The sequence below is a fragment of the Ruegeria sp. CDSB029 genome (genome assembly GCF_059611125.1).
Genome location: NZ_JBXWOX010000042.1, coordinates 1 through 15,872, shown reverse-complemented (window position 1 = coordinate 15,872; position 15,872 = coordinate 1). Strand labels below are relative to the sequence as shown.

The window sequence follows — 15,872 nt, the reverse complement described above, 5'->3', positions numbered from 1 at the left end:
GTTCATCCAAATGGCGGGATAAACTGCTCGCCAAATCCACTGATGCTTTGCCATCTAAAAAGTTTGCGACAGAACCGGATCTATTGCAGACTTTTGGCTCTTGACGAGGTGGGATGCTGCGGGTGAATGACTTTCGACCAATTGGGACCGAAAGCCATTCACGCGCGAAACCCCAGCGCGTCAACAGCTAAATCTTTGCAGCAGAGCCCCCGAACCATCCACGATCTATGGAATGCCGTTGGTCGCGTTTGCGAGCTCTTCACTGACGAAGAATGCTGCTACTTCTCCACAGCCGCAGGATACGGGATAGATATAATTGGCCGGGCTGCCGCACAGAAACTCAAAAAATGCCTCAACGGCTGGAAGAGTTTACTTTGGAGTGTTTCGAGCCGGGCACAATGCAGCTAAGTGCCGGTATCGATTCGGGCCATGAGACATCGCAGCATAGCGTGCAGGTCTTCTGGCAGGTCGGGCGCGCGGTAGTTGGCGCTGTCTCTATCAACCTGGCCCAACTGCTTTAGGTGCTTATCCAGCTGAGCGAGCGAGTCGCGTTGCGCCAGTTGACCGCAGATGCGCATTTCCGGCCGGATTTCGGGTTTTGGAGGTGCGGTTTCGCTGTTTTGCGCCGAGGTGCTGGAGGTAAAAAAAGGTGAGAGCGCCGCAAGGCCGGTCAGCAGAATATGCGTCATCTGAGTCATGGTAATATCGCCGTGTTGATGCTGTCGCTGTTGTCGTCCTCAATCAATTCCGCCTCGCCAGCCCGGACCACCGCAGTGTTCTTGACAAACGCAAAGGCCGGGGAACCTGTCGCGCCCGCGGCGGCAACGCTCCAGAACCGAATGCTGCGCACCGATCCGGGGGCGATGTCGCCGATATCGAATTCCGCCGCGGATTCGGTTTGCGACAGGGCTTCGATCGAGATCAGCGACCCTGTCGGCGGCAGATCGAGCGGCAACGGAAGAAGCGCTGCTGCGCCATCCGCGTTCAGCAGGTTTAGGGCCATGGTGTCACTGACCCGGACATTGCCAGCAACCGCCGGTCCGGCGTTGGCGACGTCAACCGTGTAGAGGATGAAATGGAGCAAACGGTCGCCGAACGGCCAGGTGAAATCCTCGGCCGATTTGGTGACCGAAAGGTCGACGCCCAAGCCGTGTTCAGAAATCTGCTCGACGTCGATCGAGTGGGCTCCGGTCACGTTGCCTTCAGGCCCCAGCGTCGCCGCGGAGTAAACCGCTGTGACGTCTAGTTGTTCGGTGCTCTGAACAACGACCCAACCTTCGTAATAGGTTTCGCCCTCGGGTGGTGCGCCACCCAGCGCATTCAGTTCCAGATCGGCGCAATCCGTCTTCACCGCCTGATCATAACCGAGCGTGTCCTCGCCAATCTCGTGAATTCGTCCCGGCCGCTGTTCAACTGGCGGAAACGCGAGTGCAAGCTTTTTGAAAACCAGCGCCTCGTTGCCGCCCGGATTGTGAATGTTGACGGTTGTCGCGTAGCGTCCCGGCACCAGACGCCCGTTCTCGGGGTCGGGCTGTGAGCCGCACACCACCTTGGCCGAATACTGCCAGGCGAATGGGCGAATATCGATCTCGAGCTCGTAGTCGACCCCCGAGCCGTCCTCCGGGTCCGAAACCGCGACATAGAACCGACCCGGTGGCACGGTGAGCACGATTTCCTCGATCCCGCCCGGACCCCAGCCTGCGCGGTCAGGGTTGAGCATCTGTAGGCCCTCGTTCAGCAGATATACGTCAAGGTCTTCAAAAGCCGGAGCCGCCTCGAGCCGGATGAACACCCTGGCACGTGTTTCGCTCTGGAACCGGTAGATGTCCTCGACCGGATCGCCGCGCACTGCGACGGTGGGGGCCTCGACTACCGATATCGTGCCGGAAACGATGGTCGGTGGTGTCACGGCATGGTGCTCGGCAAGACCGTCATTTGGCTCTGCCTCGCCGACCGCACCCGAGGGTGTCGGCGGATTCAATTCAATGGTTTCGGGTATTGGCAGGATGTCGCCTAGCACCTGTCGGCTGTGGAAAATGACATTCGTTTGCAGCATACCATCCAGTATCACGTTGCTGAACCCGATCAGCAGCCCGTCGTCGTTGTTCAGGCTCGGTCCGTCCATCAGCTGAAAATGCAGATGTGGCCCGCTGCTGTTACCGGAATTGCCGACCATGCCGATCACGTCACCTTGTTCGACACTGCAGACCTGCCCCATTCCGCAGGATCCGATCATTCCGAAATTCGCAGGAATGGAGCCCGGGATCATGTGGTAGTAGTTCGAGACCGTTCCGTTCGAATGCTGGATCGAGATGAAATTCCCGGGCGCCGGGACACTCGCTAGGCGTGGACCCGGGCGCGGGTTGCTCGGCTGGCTATTGTCGAGGCCGACGATGTCGCCATCGGCGATCGCGATCACCGGCTGGCCCCAGATGTAACTGTCGGTGTTTTGCAGGTTGTCGATACCCTCGCACGCATCGTCGAGGGGGCGGGACAGGTTTCCATCGGCATCCGTGACGCCGATATCATAGGCGTAGCGCTGGTTGTTGGTCGCGCTTGGGTTGTTCAGGCTGTTTACGAAATGCCGGTGATGGGTTTCGATATCGCCAAAGCGAAGCTCATGAGCAACATTGATCCGGTAGTTCAGAACCGGCGGATCGGGCGCTGTCTCGTCATCGCCGTCGTCATTGTCGTCAAGCGCCGCACAGGCATCGTCATCGGGAAGCGAGACAAACAGTTGCGGCGGCGAAAGCGGGAAGACGTAGGTCGATCCGTCGGTGAACGGAACCGGTGCGAAAGTCGGCGTGGGAATCTCGTTGAACGAAAGCGTCCATTCCTCGTCAGTGTCGACTTCGCGCACGTCAAGCTCGACATCCACGCTTGCGGGCGGGTCGCCCGCAAAGGGCAACAACCGGTCGTCATCCGCCAGCGCTTCGTCGGGGAAGGCAACGATGACGCGGGTTGCTGGCGGGATCTGTGTGGCGTTGGAATCCAGCAGACCATCCTCCCTCAGCCGCATCAATGCAATATTCCCCTCGCCTGAAGCGCTGGTGGCGCAGCCGCCCAAAACCACGCGGTTGCCTGATGCGATCGCGACCGACGTGGATCGCGTGCCGGTCTGGTCAGGCGTGTCCGGATGTTCCAGTGCGACAATGCCGTTCTGGTTGAAATCCTGGTCCAGGTCGCCATCATCGAGCAGACGGACGGCCGCGAACATGTCAGAGGTGAATATGGAGACAACGATCCTGCCCTCCGCATCGATCGCAACATCGCCCGCGCCGACGAGGCCGGGAAATCCAAAATCCCTCACCACGATTCCCGTACCGGCTTCAGCCGGGGCAAGCGCGTCGTCAAGTTCGCCGGAGGATGTCATTCGAACGATGGCGGCCTGGGCCGAGATGCCCGGGCCCGGTGACACGGTGCCGACGGTGACGATCCGGTCGTCACCGTCAATGGCCATAGCCAAGGGTGCGGCCCGGTCGACCCCTGGAAAGGCGACATCGACTCGGCCTGCCGTGCCGAAATCCTCGTCGAGCATGCCGTCGGACAGAAACCGCGCGACGAACCATGTCCGGTCTTCGAGTTCGTCGTCTTCATCGACAATCAGTTCCTGCAGCGGACCGAACCAGCCGGCGACGTAAATGCGATCCTCGTCGTCCAATGCGACAGTGCTGTATGTCGAAACCATGTCGTCGGGCAGGAAATCCTCGACCATGATCTCGGCATCATTTGCACTGATGATGCCAAGCGTCGCCCGTGGCCGGTCCTCGACTTCGATGGAGCCGACGGCGATCATGCTGCCTGACAGCAAAGCGAGATCGGCTATTCTGCCGTTGTCCGTCTCGGGAAACAGAATCTGAGCGCCGAAAAACGGCTCTACAGCGCCATTCGTATCGATCCGCATGACGGACCACCACGACAGCAGGTCGTCATCGGACGGAACATCCAGCAGCCACGCCTCGCCGCCAGCCCAGATATTGCCTAGAGCATCGACCGCGATGGCGTTCACGCCATGTCTGATCGTCCCGTTTTCAACGATCGGATTTGCGATCGACAACGCTTCCAACCCGTTGGCCGAGAAGGCATCGTCATTGTCTCCGTCCTCGGTATAGCGCGACAAAAGCGATCCGTTCGGCAGAGCGGACGGCGATGCGAATGGGATGAGCGGCTCGCCGCCATCGTCGACGAACAGCGTCGAATTGGTCCCTGACCCTCCGGCGTAGAGCAGACCATTGGAGTCTATCACGATGTCCGCAACGCATTGTTCGCCGAATGAGCCGAAATCGTCGAGCCGTCCACCGGTTTCATCAAATGCCGGAGGCAGGGCCGCTCCGGCTGTGTCGGTCCGGCTGAGTACCGCAAAGGACAGGTCGCGCTGTCCCACGGTCGCGGTTCCTAGTTCCATGCCATCGGCATCCCTGTAGGTGACACGCGCCTCGAGCATCTCAATGGCTTCGGTGCCGCTGGTGAAGTCGAGGTCGAAATTCAGCCAGTTGCCATCGTCATAGGGCTCCCAAGTCCCCATGAAGTTTGCGGGAAAGGCGTTGTTCAGTGGCTGGGCACGCATCGTTGTTTCCGAGATGCCGGACGCCATTGGCGCGTCAACATCCTGGCCGGAAGCGGTAGACGTCACGATGCCCGATAAAAGCGTGATCCCAATAGCAAAACGAAGTCTGTGCTTAAAACGATCTTGGTCCATAGCAATAAACCTGTTCGAAATTAAGTGCGCAATACTACCATAAAATGTATCTTTTTGCACGCGTCACGCCTTAACGCGACTCTGGGTGTGTAAAGTGCCTGTCATTAAATGAAGTGGTCCGATTGAGTTGACAGCGTTCGGATTGGCCTCGCTCATTGATTGCCCGTGGTGCTGCGCGATCGATTGAGGTCCGTTTCGACGGGCTGCGACTGCAGCGTCGCGCGCGGGGGTTGAGTGACCTCGGTGGGTGGCTCCTGCATTGCAAGAGTTTATTGGCGATGTTTGCGGGTGTTTTTGTCAGTACTCTCGTCTGTCCGGCCTATTTGCGCGGCGGCATTGTCGCCACTGACCTGATGAATTCCGCGAGCGAGGGTCCAATCGGGTTATCGACCACTGAGGGTCGCTGCCATTCCCGGAGATTCCTTGCTTTTGGTTCACTTTTTTTCGCATCATCACTTCAACGTCTTGCATCTCGTGGACAGTCGACGCGATTAGAACGCAGGCTGCCGGTATTCCTGTTTTTTTGTGAGCATCGCCCAGATGTCCGGCGCGGCCTTGTTGGGCATGGCAATTGTTGCCAGTCGGAACGGTTTGTCTGCGATGATCTTTGCTGTCCACAAATCGACCTTCTCTGGCGAACGTTTCGCCATCACAGCATGCGATGTCATGCCTACGACCAACAGCTTGCGAATGTAGCGATCACCTTGCTTCGTGATCTTGCCCAGACGTTCCTTGCCACCGCTGGATTTGTTAAGTGGGGTCAGTCCGAGCCAAGCCGCCAGATCGCGCCCGGTCCGGAACTGTTTAGCATCGCCAATCGTAGCGACAATCGTTGAAGCCGTGATCGGGCCGATACCAGGCATACGCATCAATCTACGCGCATCTGCATTCAGAAGGGCATGTTGCTGGATCATCTTAGAATAGCCAACGATGCGTTCGTTCAGGCCGAAAAACTGATAGCACTGGATACCGAGCACGTCGTTGGCGATCTCCGGCATTTCTGGATGGTCGCCATCAAGGTGACGCTTTGCAAAAGCCGTCACTGCTTCGATCCTAATGGGCAAGATATGCCCAAACTCACGCAAAAGGCTGCGATCATGTTGGCCAGTTGGGTGCGCTGCCGGACGGTCAGATCTCGAGTCCGATGGATTGAGAGAATGGCTTGCCGCTCTTCCGTCTTGATCTCGACAAATCGCATGGTTGGTCCACGGACCGCTTCACAGATCGCCTCAGCATCAACGGCGTCGTTCTTGCCGCGCTTCATATAGGGTTTGACGTATCCGGCCAGCATGAGCTTCACGTCGTGCCCTAATTTGCGCAGCTGGCGACCCCAGTGATGAGACGAGCCGCAGGCTTCTATCCCGACCCTGCAGGGTGGAAGCGTCTCAAAGAAGCGGAGCAGCTTTGCGCGTTTGATGGCTTTGTTGAAAATCACTCGGCCGTTCTCTGAAATGCCGTGAACTTGAAAAACATCCTTGGCCAGATCCAGGCCTCCAGTCTTTTCTGTCCTTGGGTCGCTCCTTTTCTAGCAGTCGATGACATCTACACTTTGGCATATTCGATGCTGGTGGAGCAGGAGCCACCCACCTCATCCGGTTTGGGCCGCTGCCAATCTCAGTGCGCGGGTTTGAATATGGGCCGTTGAATTGGGTCAGTGCACTCCGTTTTGCAACCCTTCCAGGAAGGCTCGAGCAAGTGGGTTTTCCTTTTCCCTTGCGGACTGCAGAATACCAGCCGGTGTTGTGGAAGTCAGGTTCTTTGAGCCTATTCGACGCATCTGAAGTGATACCTCAAAAGGCTGCCCAAGGTGAGATGGCAAGAACCCGACGAAAGCGCCTGAGAGGATCAGATGCGCAATGGCTTCTTCGGAGTGGCCGAAGGCTGCCGGGCCATTGGTGGTGATCTCGCCCCAAGGTCCTGACACGCGCGCATATGCCTAGGTTCTGGACCCATAAATTTGTTGCCACTATCTCGGCTGCGTGAGTCAAGCCCCGGAGTTGCAGGGGTACTTCATGAGCAATCTATTCTGGCTGACAGACCAACAGATGGAGCGTCTTCGGCCTTACTTTTCAAAGAGCCATGGCAAGTCGTGGGTTGACGATCGGATTGTGTTTGGCGCCATTATTTTCATCAATTGCAATGGGTTGCGCTGGTCCGATGCGCCTCGTGAATATGGCCCGCCAAAGACGCTATATAACCCTTGGAAGCGGTGGAGAAATATGGGCGTGTTTGCTCGGATCATGGCCGGACTGGCAGCGGAGGGGACCGATCACAAGACCAACATGATTGACGCGACCGACCTCAAAGCGCAGCGCACGGCCTCCAGCCTGCGGTTGAAAAAGAGGGTCGCGGCAGGCTGATCGGGCGAGCCAAAGGCGGCATGAACACGAAGCTGCATGCTGTTACCGATAGTCTCGGACGTCCGATACGCTACTTCCTTTCCGCTGGCAAATCAGCGATTTCACGGGCGCCAGGGCTCTGGTGAACAGCCTGCCATCGCTGATTGGTTACTGGGTGATCGCGGCTATGATGCGGACGGGTTTCGCGAAGCCCTTATAACAAAGGCCTAAAGCCCTGCATCCCGGTCCGGAAATCACGCGACAAGCCCGCCTGGTACAACAAACGCTGCTACAAACTACGAAATAGAATTGAAATCATGTTTGGTCGCTTGACGGACGGAATCTTTTGCACACCCAAGGTGGTGGTTGAAGCGATCCCGTTGGAACTGACGTCAGGCGGTCGTCTCAGTTGTTGTGCTCGACACTCAGGAAAACCAGTGTGCGCTTCTCTTGGCTCTTGTCTTTAATGGCAACCCGATAGACACGAATTCCGGCGTCCAATTCTCTAAGCACATAGCTGTCTGGGTGATTGACCTGCCTATCAATCGGAGCCGGCGTACCGTCTCGGCAACGCGCCACTTCAGCCCATATGTCGTGGAAGTAGCTTGTGGCCTCATCGCTTCTGAACTGAAATTCCCAATAACACGAAACGCCGCGTGAATTGCCCAAGCCGTCAAATGGCTGGCATACGGACCCAACAGGTGCAATCCCGGTGTCATCATAGTTTTCAAGTGCAGAAATTTGTGCGCATTCAGCAGCCAGTCCAATAGTCGGTTGAACAAACACAACCGTCACAAGTGAAAGCCAAAAACTCAACGAGACACTATTGTGAGGTTCGATATCGGACGCAGGAGCGGGGCAGACAGAACTCCTGTTGCTGTGCAGTTTTAGCTCGGCAAACAATCGCATACGTTGCGCCCGGACGGGAGAATCCCTGTGACCAATACTTTTGTTGAAGAGTCGTCATTCTGCGGCATCAGGAACATCAGCAATTGAATAGTTGCCCTTCACGCGTTCCTTTGTCGGGTCAAAATGCGGGAAAGGCACGACCTTGGCTTTCAGGCGCTTTTGCTGGCCGTCCAGTTGCCCGATTTCAATGTCAGCTCCGACGACGGCATGAGTGACCGAAACCCGGCCTAACGCAATGACCTTGCCCAGAATGGGTGATTTCATCGCGCTGGTAATCTCTCCAACTTGCGCCTTTCCAACACGTACACAGTCGCCGGGCGAGGGGACCGTACCTCCCTCAACCTCGAAACCGACCAGTTTGCGATGAGGATGGGCCTTGCGTTCTTCAATCGCTATCCGCCCGATAAAATCGTCGGGCTTTGACTTCAGTGGAACGGTGAAGCCGATGCCAGCCTCGAAGGGATCGGTTTGATCGTCGAATTCGGACCCGGCAAAAATCAAGCCACCTTCGATCCGCACCATATCCAGTGCCGCAAGTCCAAGCGGAGTTATGCCATATTCCTGACCAACCTCCCAGACGCGATCAAAGATCTCGACGGCATCTTTGGGATGGCAGAAGATTTCATACCCCAGCTCACCTGAATATCCGGTCCGGGAAATTACCACAGATGTCCCCTGCACATCACCAACCCGAGCCACGGTCAGCCGGAACCATGGCAGTTCTTCGATCGTCGGTTGCTGAGGCGGTGTCCAAAAGATCTTGGAAAGGATGTCACGGCTGTGCCGTCCCTGAACCGCGATGTTGTGCAACTGATCCGTCGAATTGCGCACCCAGACATTCATATTGCGTTTGAGTGCCTGTTCCTGCAGCCACAATCCGCTCGTGTCATTCCCGCCAATCCAGCGAAAGTTTGTTTCACCCAATCGATAAACCGTACCATCGTCGATCATACCGCCGTGTTCATAGCACATCGCGGTATAAACGACCTGACCAACGCTTAGCTTTTTCATGTTGCGGGTTACGCAAAGCTGCAACAGCTCTTCTGCATCGGGTCCGACAACTTCGTATTTACGCAAAGGGCTGAGGTCCATAACCGCAACCTTGTCGCGGCAGGCCCAGTATTCGGCAATCGCGCCGTGATTGGTCATCGTGTTGGGCAGCCAATAGCCGTTATATTCGACGAAATCACGGGTGTGCCGTGCAAAGCAGTCGTGAAATGCAGTTTTCTTGGTTTCTTCCACATCCGCCTCCGCAGATTTTCTATAGCCGTAGGATCTTTTGAAATCCTCGGTCGCCTTGTAGGTTCGCACCTGAATATCGGTTGGATTCCAGCCATTTGCTGGATCAATGTCGCAGGGACAGCCGGTGCTGACGCAGACCAGATCGGTCAGCGCGCGCAACAAGACGAAGTCACCGGGGCGCGACCAGGGGTCGTCCATGCCAATGGCGTTGGTGTCGTCCAGCATTGTGTTGAAAAAGAAGTTGATCGCGGGCCAACCACCACGCGGCTTGATGCCGTACTGGTCCAAATCCTTGTTGATATTGTCCGAGCAGTTCACGTGGCCGGGGTAACCGAGATCTTCGTAATACCGCGCCGTACAGGCAAGGCCAAACGTGTCATGACGCCCGCAGGTATCCTGAACGATCTCTATCAGTGGCTCCTGATCTACCGACCAGTATTTCGAAAAAATTCCCGGTTTTGGGTACAAGCTGCCCATTAGGCTGCGCGTTGTTGTCGGATCAATCTCGCGTTCGATCCCCTGATCCAGCGCTCGGAGGCTGAAGGCCTGAAAATCCGAGCATTCACGCCCGCGAATATCGACAATCTGGATGAACTCGCCGGCCTTGACCTGGTACGAGTGGGCGTTGCCCGGCTGAATATTGAAGTCCTTGAGCGGATCGGCCAGCGGTTCGGGTGGTCCAACATCGGGCTTTGCCAAACCGGGTGCAGATCGCTGGATGTACAAAATGATATCCGTGGGAGGGTTGTTATCTTCGGGGCGCATCGCCTTGCCGGGTGCAGCCACGATCAGAAGGCCATCACTTTCAGCGACGAAATGCACCATGTCGCCAGGGCGCGACCCGTCCATGAACGCTCGGATTGCGTCACCTTTTCCGATGTCAAATCCGGCAACTTCCAAAGCGCGTAGCACTTTCTTGCCGGACGGCGATCCATTGGCCAGCGTCGCAATCAATCCCTCCGGTCGCCCGTGCCCCTGCGCGCCAAGCATGGCCGCATCGGAACTCCGGTCAGGGGCAAAGAAGACCATCTCGGCCGGTTGCATCCCGTCGCGGTCCAGCAAGGTTATCGTATCGCCTTTGGAGACCGGAACAGCGCGGGACCCCATTCCGGGGACCGGGTGGCGTTCCGTTCCATGTGGCAGGATCGGAAGGCCGGGGGCCAGAACTCCGCTGCGTTCGAACGGGACCTCAAATACAGGTTTTACGTTCATCTCCGAAACTCCGGTTAATCCAGCCCCAAAGCGCGCTTGCGCTTCTCGGCCCAGCTGCTGATTGCCATGTCAAATGTCAGTGCCATCAGCGACACGTTCAGACCCAGCACAAAGTTCTTGCCCAATTCGGTGCCTGCCAGTGTTCGTTGCAGTTCCTGCCCCAGATCCTGCGTGCCGATGAAGGCGGCAATGATAACCATGAAGAAGGCGAACATGATTGCCTGATTGAACCCGACGGCCATTGTCGGCAGTGCCAACGGAAATTGTACCGACATCAGCTTTTGCCGACGGGTAGAGCCGGACATATCAGCAGCCTCGGTCATTTCCGGCGGTACGCTGCTGAGACCAATAATCGTGTAACGGATCAGCGGCACGGCGGCGAAGATCAGGATTGAGAATACAACTGCCACATCATTGACCCCAAACAGCATGATTGCGGGGATCAGGTAGATGAAGCTTGGGAAGGTTTGCGCGGTGTCGCAGGCCAGCAGGATGCTCTTGGACCAGCGGTTGGACCGGGCTGCAACAACGCCCAAGGGGATGCCGATCATAGTCGCCAGCGCGACTGCTGAAATCACAGTATAAAGCGTGATGACCGACCGATCCCACCAGCCCGAGAAGGCGACAATCGTAAAAAAGATCGCGGCGTAGATGCCGGGTTTTCGGCCACCGACCCAATAGGCAAAGGATACAACCAGCAGTATGAAAGCGGGGGTTGGAATGGCGAGTAGGGTATTCCGGAACGGGATCAAAACCTTGACGTTCAGGAACCAACGCAGCCATTCGGTTGTGCCCTTGATCACATCGATGGCCAGAATCGACTTGATCACCACGTCGATTTCCTTGCCCTGGCTGAGATGCTGCTTGCGGCCAACTTCGGCCAGGATCGGGAAAATCTGCGCGAGCAAAATAAACCCAACAAACAGACCCAAAGCGACCAGCGAAATCTGGTGCCGTTTCCACCACGGCGTCCCACGTTCAAAATGAACAGGCTGTTTGACAACCCAGGCCTTGGACATCCGATCAAGCGTTACAGCCAGAAGCACGATGGTCACACCTATCTCGAAAGACCGGCCAAGTTTGAAGCTGCCCATCATTGCCAACAGCTTGGCTCCAAGACCGGGCATGCCGATAAAGGCGGTCAAAACCACCATCGCCAAACACAGCATGATCACTTGGTTAACGCCAACCAGAACCTCGGTGCGTGCAGCCGGAACATAAACATGGCGCAGCATCTGCCAGCGTGTGCACCCGGACATCTGGCCGGCTTCAATCACTTCGGGGCTGACCTTTTTCAGGCCCAAAGTGGTCATCAGGATCATCGGTGGAATGGCAAAGGTAATTGTTGCGACGGCCCCAGCTGTCGGTCCGACCTTAAAGAAGATCACTGCGGGCAAGAGATACGTAAAGAAGGGCAGGGTTTGCAACACGGACAGGATGGGTTTCAGCATCCGTTCGAACCAGCCGTATTTCCAGGCGGCGATGCCCAGAACCAAGCCCAGGAGAAATGCCAGAGGTGCCGCGACTACGATGACAGACATCGTTTGCATGGCGATCTTCCACTGCCCGATTGCCGCGGTCCAGATAAAGGTTCCGGCTCCCAACGCGGCGAGCCTCCAGCCACCTACGGCATAGCCGACAACAGCAGCCACAGCGGCGATTGCGGACCATGGAATTGGGCCCAGATAGGGCCAGCGCCGCTTGCCCTCTAGCAGGTTCGCAGACGTATCCAGCAAAAACTCCAACGGGCCTTCTGCAATAAAGCGAGTGACATAAATCAGGCCCAGGTCGTTTTGAATGAAGTTAAAGACAGTATCCAGAATTTGCGCCGTTGGCGGTATTGCGGCTTCAGGAATTCGGTTTAGCCATTCAGGCAGAATGCCCACGGCCTTGGCAAGGATTAGCGCAAAGGCCGTGACAAGCAGTGCCGTAAGGACTTTGGTCCGTCCAAACGTTCTGTCGGATGTGTCCGGTATTTCGGTGGACAGCGTCGCCATCATTCGGCTCCAAGCAGAACGTTCAACGCGGTGTTGCGGTCTAGAACGCCTGTTACAACGCCTTTGTCATTCGCGACCGGCAAAAGGATCCTGTCGTCGTTGACCAATACGCGCGCCAGTTCATGAATGGTTGAGGCACCATTGATCGGGGCGCCTTCCAGCGCATGACCGTTTACGGGTTTTGCAAGCCCTTTCGCGTGCACGACTCGGGCTTTGTCGATGTCCTCGGTAAACTTGGCCACGTATTCGGTGGCGGGGTTCATCACGATCTGGTCCGGGGTGTCGCATTGCTCGACCGCACCGTTGCGCATGATGGCAATCCGGTCGGCGAGGCGCAGCGCCTCGTCAAAGTCATGCGTGATGAAGACGATGGTTTTGCCCAACATCTCTTGCAGACGCAGGAATTCATCCTGCATTTCACGGCGGATCAGCGGATCAAGCGCCGAAAATGGTTCATCAAGAAACCAAATATCCGGTTCGATAGCCAAGGATCGGGCGATACCGACCCGTTGCTGTTGACCGCCACTTAGTTCGCGCGGGAAGTATTCTTCGCGGCCTTCAAGGCCAACCAGTTTGATGACTTCCAGCGCGCGTTCGCGCCGGTCGTGGCGATCCTGTCCACGCATTTCCAACGGGAAGGCCACGTTGTCCAAAACCGTGCGATGCGGCAGCAATCCGAAGGACTGAAACACCATACCCATCTTGTTGCGGCGCAGTTCAATCAGCTCGCGTTCGCTCAGGCTCATGATATCCTGACCGTCCACCTCAATCGTTCCGCCTGTGATGTCGTGCAGGCGTGAGAAGCACCGTACCAGTGTCGACTTACCCGATCCCGACAGCCCCATGATGACCAGCATCTCTCCCTGGTCCACTTCGATCGAGACATCCTTGACCCCGGCGATGTACCCATCCGCCCGAATCTCATCAAAGCTGCGACCCGCGGGCATGGATTTCAGATAGCTCTCTGGCGAGGGCCCAAACAGTTTCCAGACATTTTTGGCTGAGATGACGGGCGCGGTGGCTGACATGGCTGCCTTTCTTTCTTGTTAAGCGCGGCCTTGCATCGATGTGATAGACAAGGCCGCGCCAGTTTCGGTTGTGTAACCGGATTATGCGCTGCAGGCGCTGATCCAGGGATCAACAACGTCGCGATTGGCGTCCAGCCATTCCTCGGCCGCTTCTTCCGGCTCAAGCTCATCCGTGTCGACCAGCTTCGCCATCTCAGCAATCTGCGGGTTGGTGAAAGAAATCTCGGTCAGGGCGCAATACGCGGCCGGCCACTTATCTTTCATGCCATCCCAAGCTGCCTTTTTTAGGTAACCCTTGGCAGGGTTGCCGCAATCATACAACGCTTCCGGGTTGGGGCCCTTGGCCGGATCTTTGTCGCACCCATCTTCCCAAGCCGGGAACTCAACGAACTCACCGGGCCAGACAGCTTCGGCGAAGTTTGGTGTCCAGTTAAACACGAGAACCGGCTTCTTATCAGCCTCAGCCGCGCCAATCTCAGCCCAAAGGGCTGCAGCGGAACCCGCGTTGATTACGGTAAAGTTCAAATCGAGCGCTTCGGCGCGTTCTTTACCATGCTTAAGCCAGTCGACCGGTCCATCCAGATAACGGCCCTTGTCACCGGTTTCGGCTGTGGCGAACAGGTGCGCACAGTCGTTCAGTGCCTGCCAGTCAGGCAGACCCGGGCAGGACTCCTTGGTCCACATCGGATACCACCAATCCTCGCGCGTGACCGCATCGTGATCGCCAGCGTCATGCAGACCGCCTTTTTCCAGCGCCGCGCGGTAGGATGCACCAAACGCACCTTCCCAGACTTCCATTTCAAGCGCGACGTCGCCCAAACGTACCGATTCATAGACGGCCTGGCTGTCAGTGGTGACATATTCGACGTTGTTGCCCATCTCTTCGAAGATCAGGCCGACAACATTCGACATCACGATTTGGCTGGACCAGTTGTGGATTGGAATAACGATCGGGTCGCTGCTGTCTTCGGCAGCCGCGCCAGTTCCCGCTACTGCTGCCAAGGTTGCAGCAGAAAGTAGGTTTGTAAGTTTCATGTTTGCTCCCTGAGTGACATTCATTTTTGAGTTGAGGACTCTTCCGGCCCCGAATTCATGCATTCTGCCCAAGATCGTCTAATACGCAGAACAGAAATTTGAGGGGCTTTGACCATAATTTCTTGAGGCTAATCCGACTTTTTGCTATCTTAACAAACAGTTGCCTGATCCGATGCAGACAGATGCGGGCAAATGTTCTTGATCGTGTCCTCGTCCAGTTCGGGAAAAGGCCCCCAAATGCCAAAAAAAGCGCCAGTCACCGGGAAAGTCTTGCCGCCGCTGGACTATTTGTTGGCATTTGAGGCAGCTGCCAAGGCGCAGAGTTTTGCGCAAGCCAGCAAGGTTCTGAACATCTCAGAGACCGCAATCAGCCGCAAAGTGCGCTTACTGGAACAGCATTATGACGTGCCCTTGTTTGTACGGGGGCATCGTTCTGTTTCCCTTACTCAGCAGGGTGCCATCCTGTTGGCAACCGTGGAAAAATCACTGGACCTGATGCGGGATGTCAGCCGCGACATGCTGGCCAAGCATCAGGCCAATACGGTTTCGATTTCGGCGACCAATTCTGTTGCGTCTCTTTGGCTGATGCCGCAACTTCGCAAGTTCAACAAATCCAATGGCCGTATCCGCATCTCTTTGGTGTCTTCTGACAGTGACGCGGAATGTCTGTCAGATTCTATGGACCTTACCATTCTGCGAGGGGATGGCGACTGGCCGGGGTACGAGGCAAAGCTTCTGTTCGGAGAAACCGTTTTTCCGGTTTGCAGCCCCGAGTACCTAAAAAGCAATCCCAATGCGGCGGAACTTTCTGCGCTACCGGAACTTGACCTCATTGAGGTCACCAGCGGCCATGCAGAATGGATGACATGGCGTGCATGGTTCAGCGGCAATGGTGTATCGACGTCATCAATGGAACAGGCTGTCGCGTTCAACACCTACCCATTGTCAGTACAAGCAGCGGTTGATGGGTTGGGAATTGCATTGGGTTGGGCCCATCTTGTTGACCCATTGCTGGAAAGCGGCGCTTTGGTCAGGCCAGTCCAGGACGCATCGGTGCGAACGGAGTCAGGATACTACCTATTGAAAAGACCTTTCAACAGTGCTTTTCCAGAGCAATTAATTGTCGAAGATTGGCTGCTGAGTCTCAGCGCAGGTCGAAAAAGATACGCTTGATTTGGGTCGTTGACGACTGGGCATTGATGGTGAGTTTGGCAGTGAGCTATTTGGCTACTACAACTCGCATATTGACCCAAGGGAATATTTATTTACCTTAAAGAAAAAACGAATCTGAGACGGTGCGCCACCGCTCCGGACAAGGTGTTGTCAGACTTTTCCAACCGGGGGTTTTGCCCAATGAGCTATAAATCGGACATTGAAATTGCGCGCGAGGCGCAGAAGAAGCCTATTCAGG

General features: G+C 56.3%; 9 protein-coding genes and 2 pseudogenes. 2 read left to right on the top strand and 9 right to left on the bottom strand.

What is annotated here, in order from left to right; genetic code table 11:
- Window positions 1-404: 404 nt before the first annotated feature.
- The 4 genes and pseudogenes from AC2FI8_RS24000 to AC2FI8_RS23985 form a co-directional block, all read right to left on the bottom strand.
- Window positions 405-698 carry a hypothetical protein gene (locus tag AC2FI8_RS24000; protein ID WP_496781188.1) on the bottom strand — a complete coding sequence of 98 codons (294 nt, stop codon included), beginning with the start codon at window positions 696-698 and terminating at the stop codon, window positions 405-407.
- Entirely contained in the window at window positions 695-4,699 is a 4,005-nt protein-coding gene (locus tag AC2FI8_RS23995) for a peptidoglycan DD-metalloendopeptidase family protein (RefSeq protein ID WP_496781187.1), read from the bottom strand. Before AC2FI8_RS23995 ends, AC2FI8_RS24000 begins: the two co-directional genes overlap by 4 nt.
- 491 nt (window positions 4,700-5,190) lie before the next feature.
- Window positions 5,191-6,188: pseudogene (locus AC2FI8_RS23990) on the bottom strand (IS110 family RNA-guided transposase).
- Window positions 6,189-6,350: 162 nt separating this feature from the next.
- Window positions 6,351-6,623: a hypothetical protein gene (locus AC2FI8_RS23985; RefSeq protein WP_496781186.1), complete on the bottom strand. Its 273-nt coding sequence runs from the start codon at window positions 6,621-6,623 to the stop codon at window positions 6,351-6,353.
- A gap of 88 nt (window positions 6,624-6,711) precedes the next feature.
- Here AC2FI8_RS23985 and AC2FI8_RS23980 point away from each other — a divergent pair.
- Window positions 6,712-7,505, top strand: a pseudogene (locus AC2FI8_RS23980) (IS5 family transposase).
- On the opposite strand, the gene AC2FI8_RS23975 reads toward AC2FI8_RS23980, so the two are convergent.
- From AC2FI8_RS23975 to AC2FI8_RS23955, 5 genes are all read right to left on the bottom strand, one after another.
- Window positions 7,444-7,947 (bottom strand): hypothetical protein, encoded by a 504-nt coding sequence (locus AC2FI8_RS23975; protein WP_496781185.1) that lies wholly within the window; start codon window positions 7,945-7,947, stop codon window positions 7,444-7,446. The pseudogene AC2FI8_RS23980 and the gene AC2FI8_RS23975 sit on opposite strands and share 62 nt — an antisense overlap.
- A gap of 54 nt (window positions 7,948-8,001) precedes the next feature.
- A complete protein-coding gene (locus AC2FI8_RS23970; RefSeq protein ID WP_496781184.1) occupies window positions 8,002-10,401 on the bottom strand; it encodes a trimethylamine N-oxide demethylase in 2,400 nt (799 codons plus the stop codon).
- 14 nt (window positions 10,402-10,415) lie between these two features.
- Complete coding sequence (locus AC2FI8_RS23965) at window positions 10,416-12,398, bottom strand: ABC transporter permease (protein WP_496781183.1); 1,983 nt, start codon at window positions 12,396-12,398, stop codon at window positions 10,416-10,418.
- The gene (locus tag AC2FI8_RS23960) at window positions 12,398-13,426 is read right to left on the bottom strand and encodes a quaternary amine ABC transporter ATP-binding protein (RefSeq protein ID WP_496781182.1); all 1,029 of its coding nucleotides are present in this window, start codon (window positions 13,424-13,426) and stop codon (window positions 12,398-12,400) included. The genes AC2FI8_RS23965 and AC2FI8_RS23960 overlap by 1 nt, the downstream gene beginning before the upstream one ends.
- Window positions 13,427-13,507: 81 nt before the next feature.
- Window positions 13,508-14,461 (bottom strand): ABC transporter substrate-binding protein, encoded by a 954-nt coding sequence (locus tag AC2FI8_RS23955; protein WP_496781181.1) that lies wholly within the window; start codon window positions 14,459-14,461, stop codon window positions 13,508-13,510.
- Between the two features lie 237 nt (window positions 14,462-14,698).
- Here AC2FI8_RS23955 and AC2FI8_RS23950 point away from each other — a divergent pair, with 237 nt between their 5' ends.
- On the top strand, window positions 14,699-15,634 hold the full coding sequence (locus AC2FI8_RS23950) for a LysR substrate-binding domain-containing protein (protein WP_496727475.1): 936 nt from the start codon (window positions 14,699-14,701) through the stop codon (window positions 15,632-15,634).
- The last annotated feature ends 238 nt before the right edge of the window (window positions 15,635-15,872 follow it).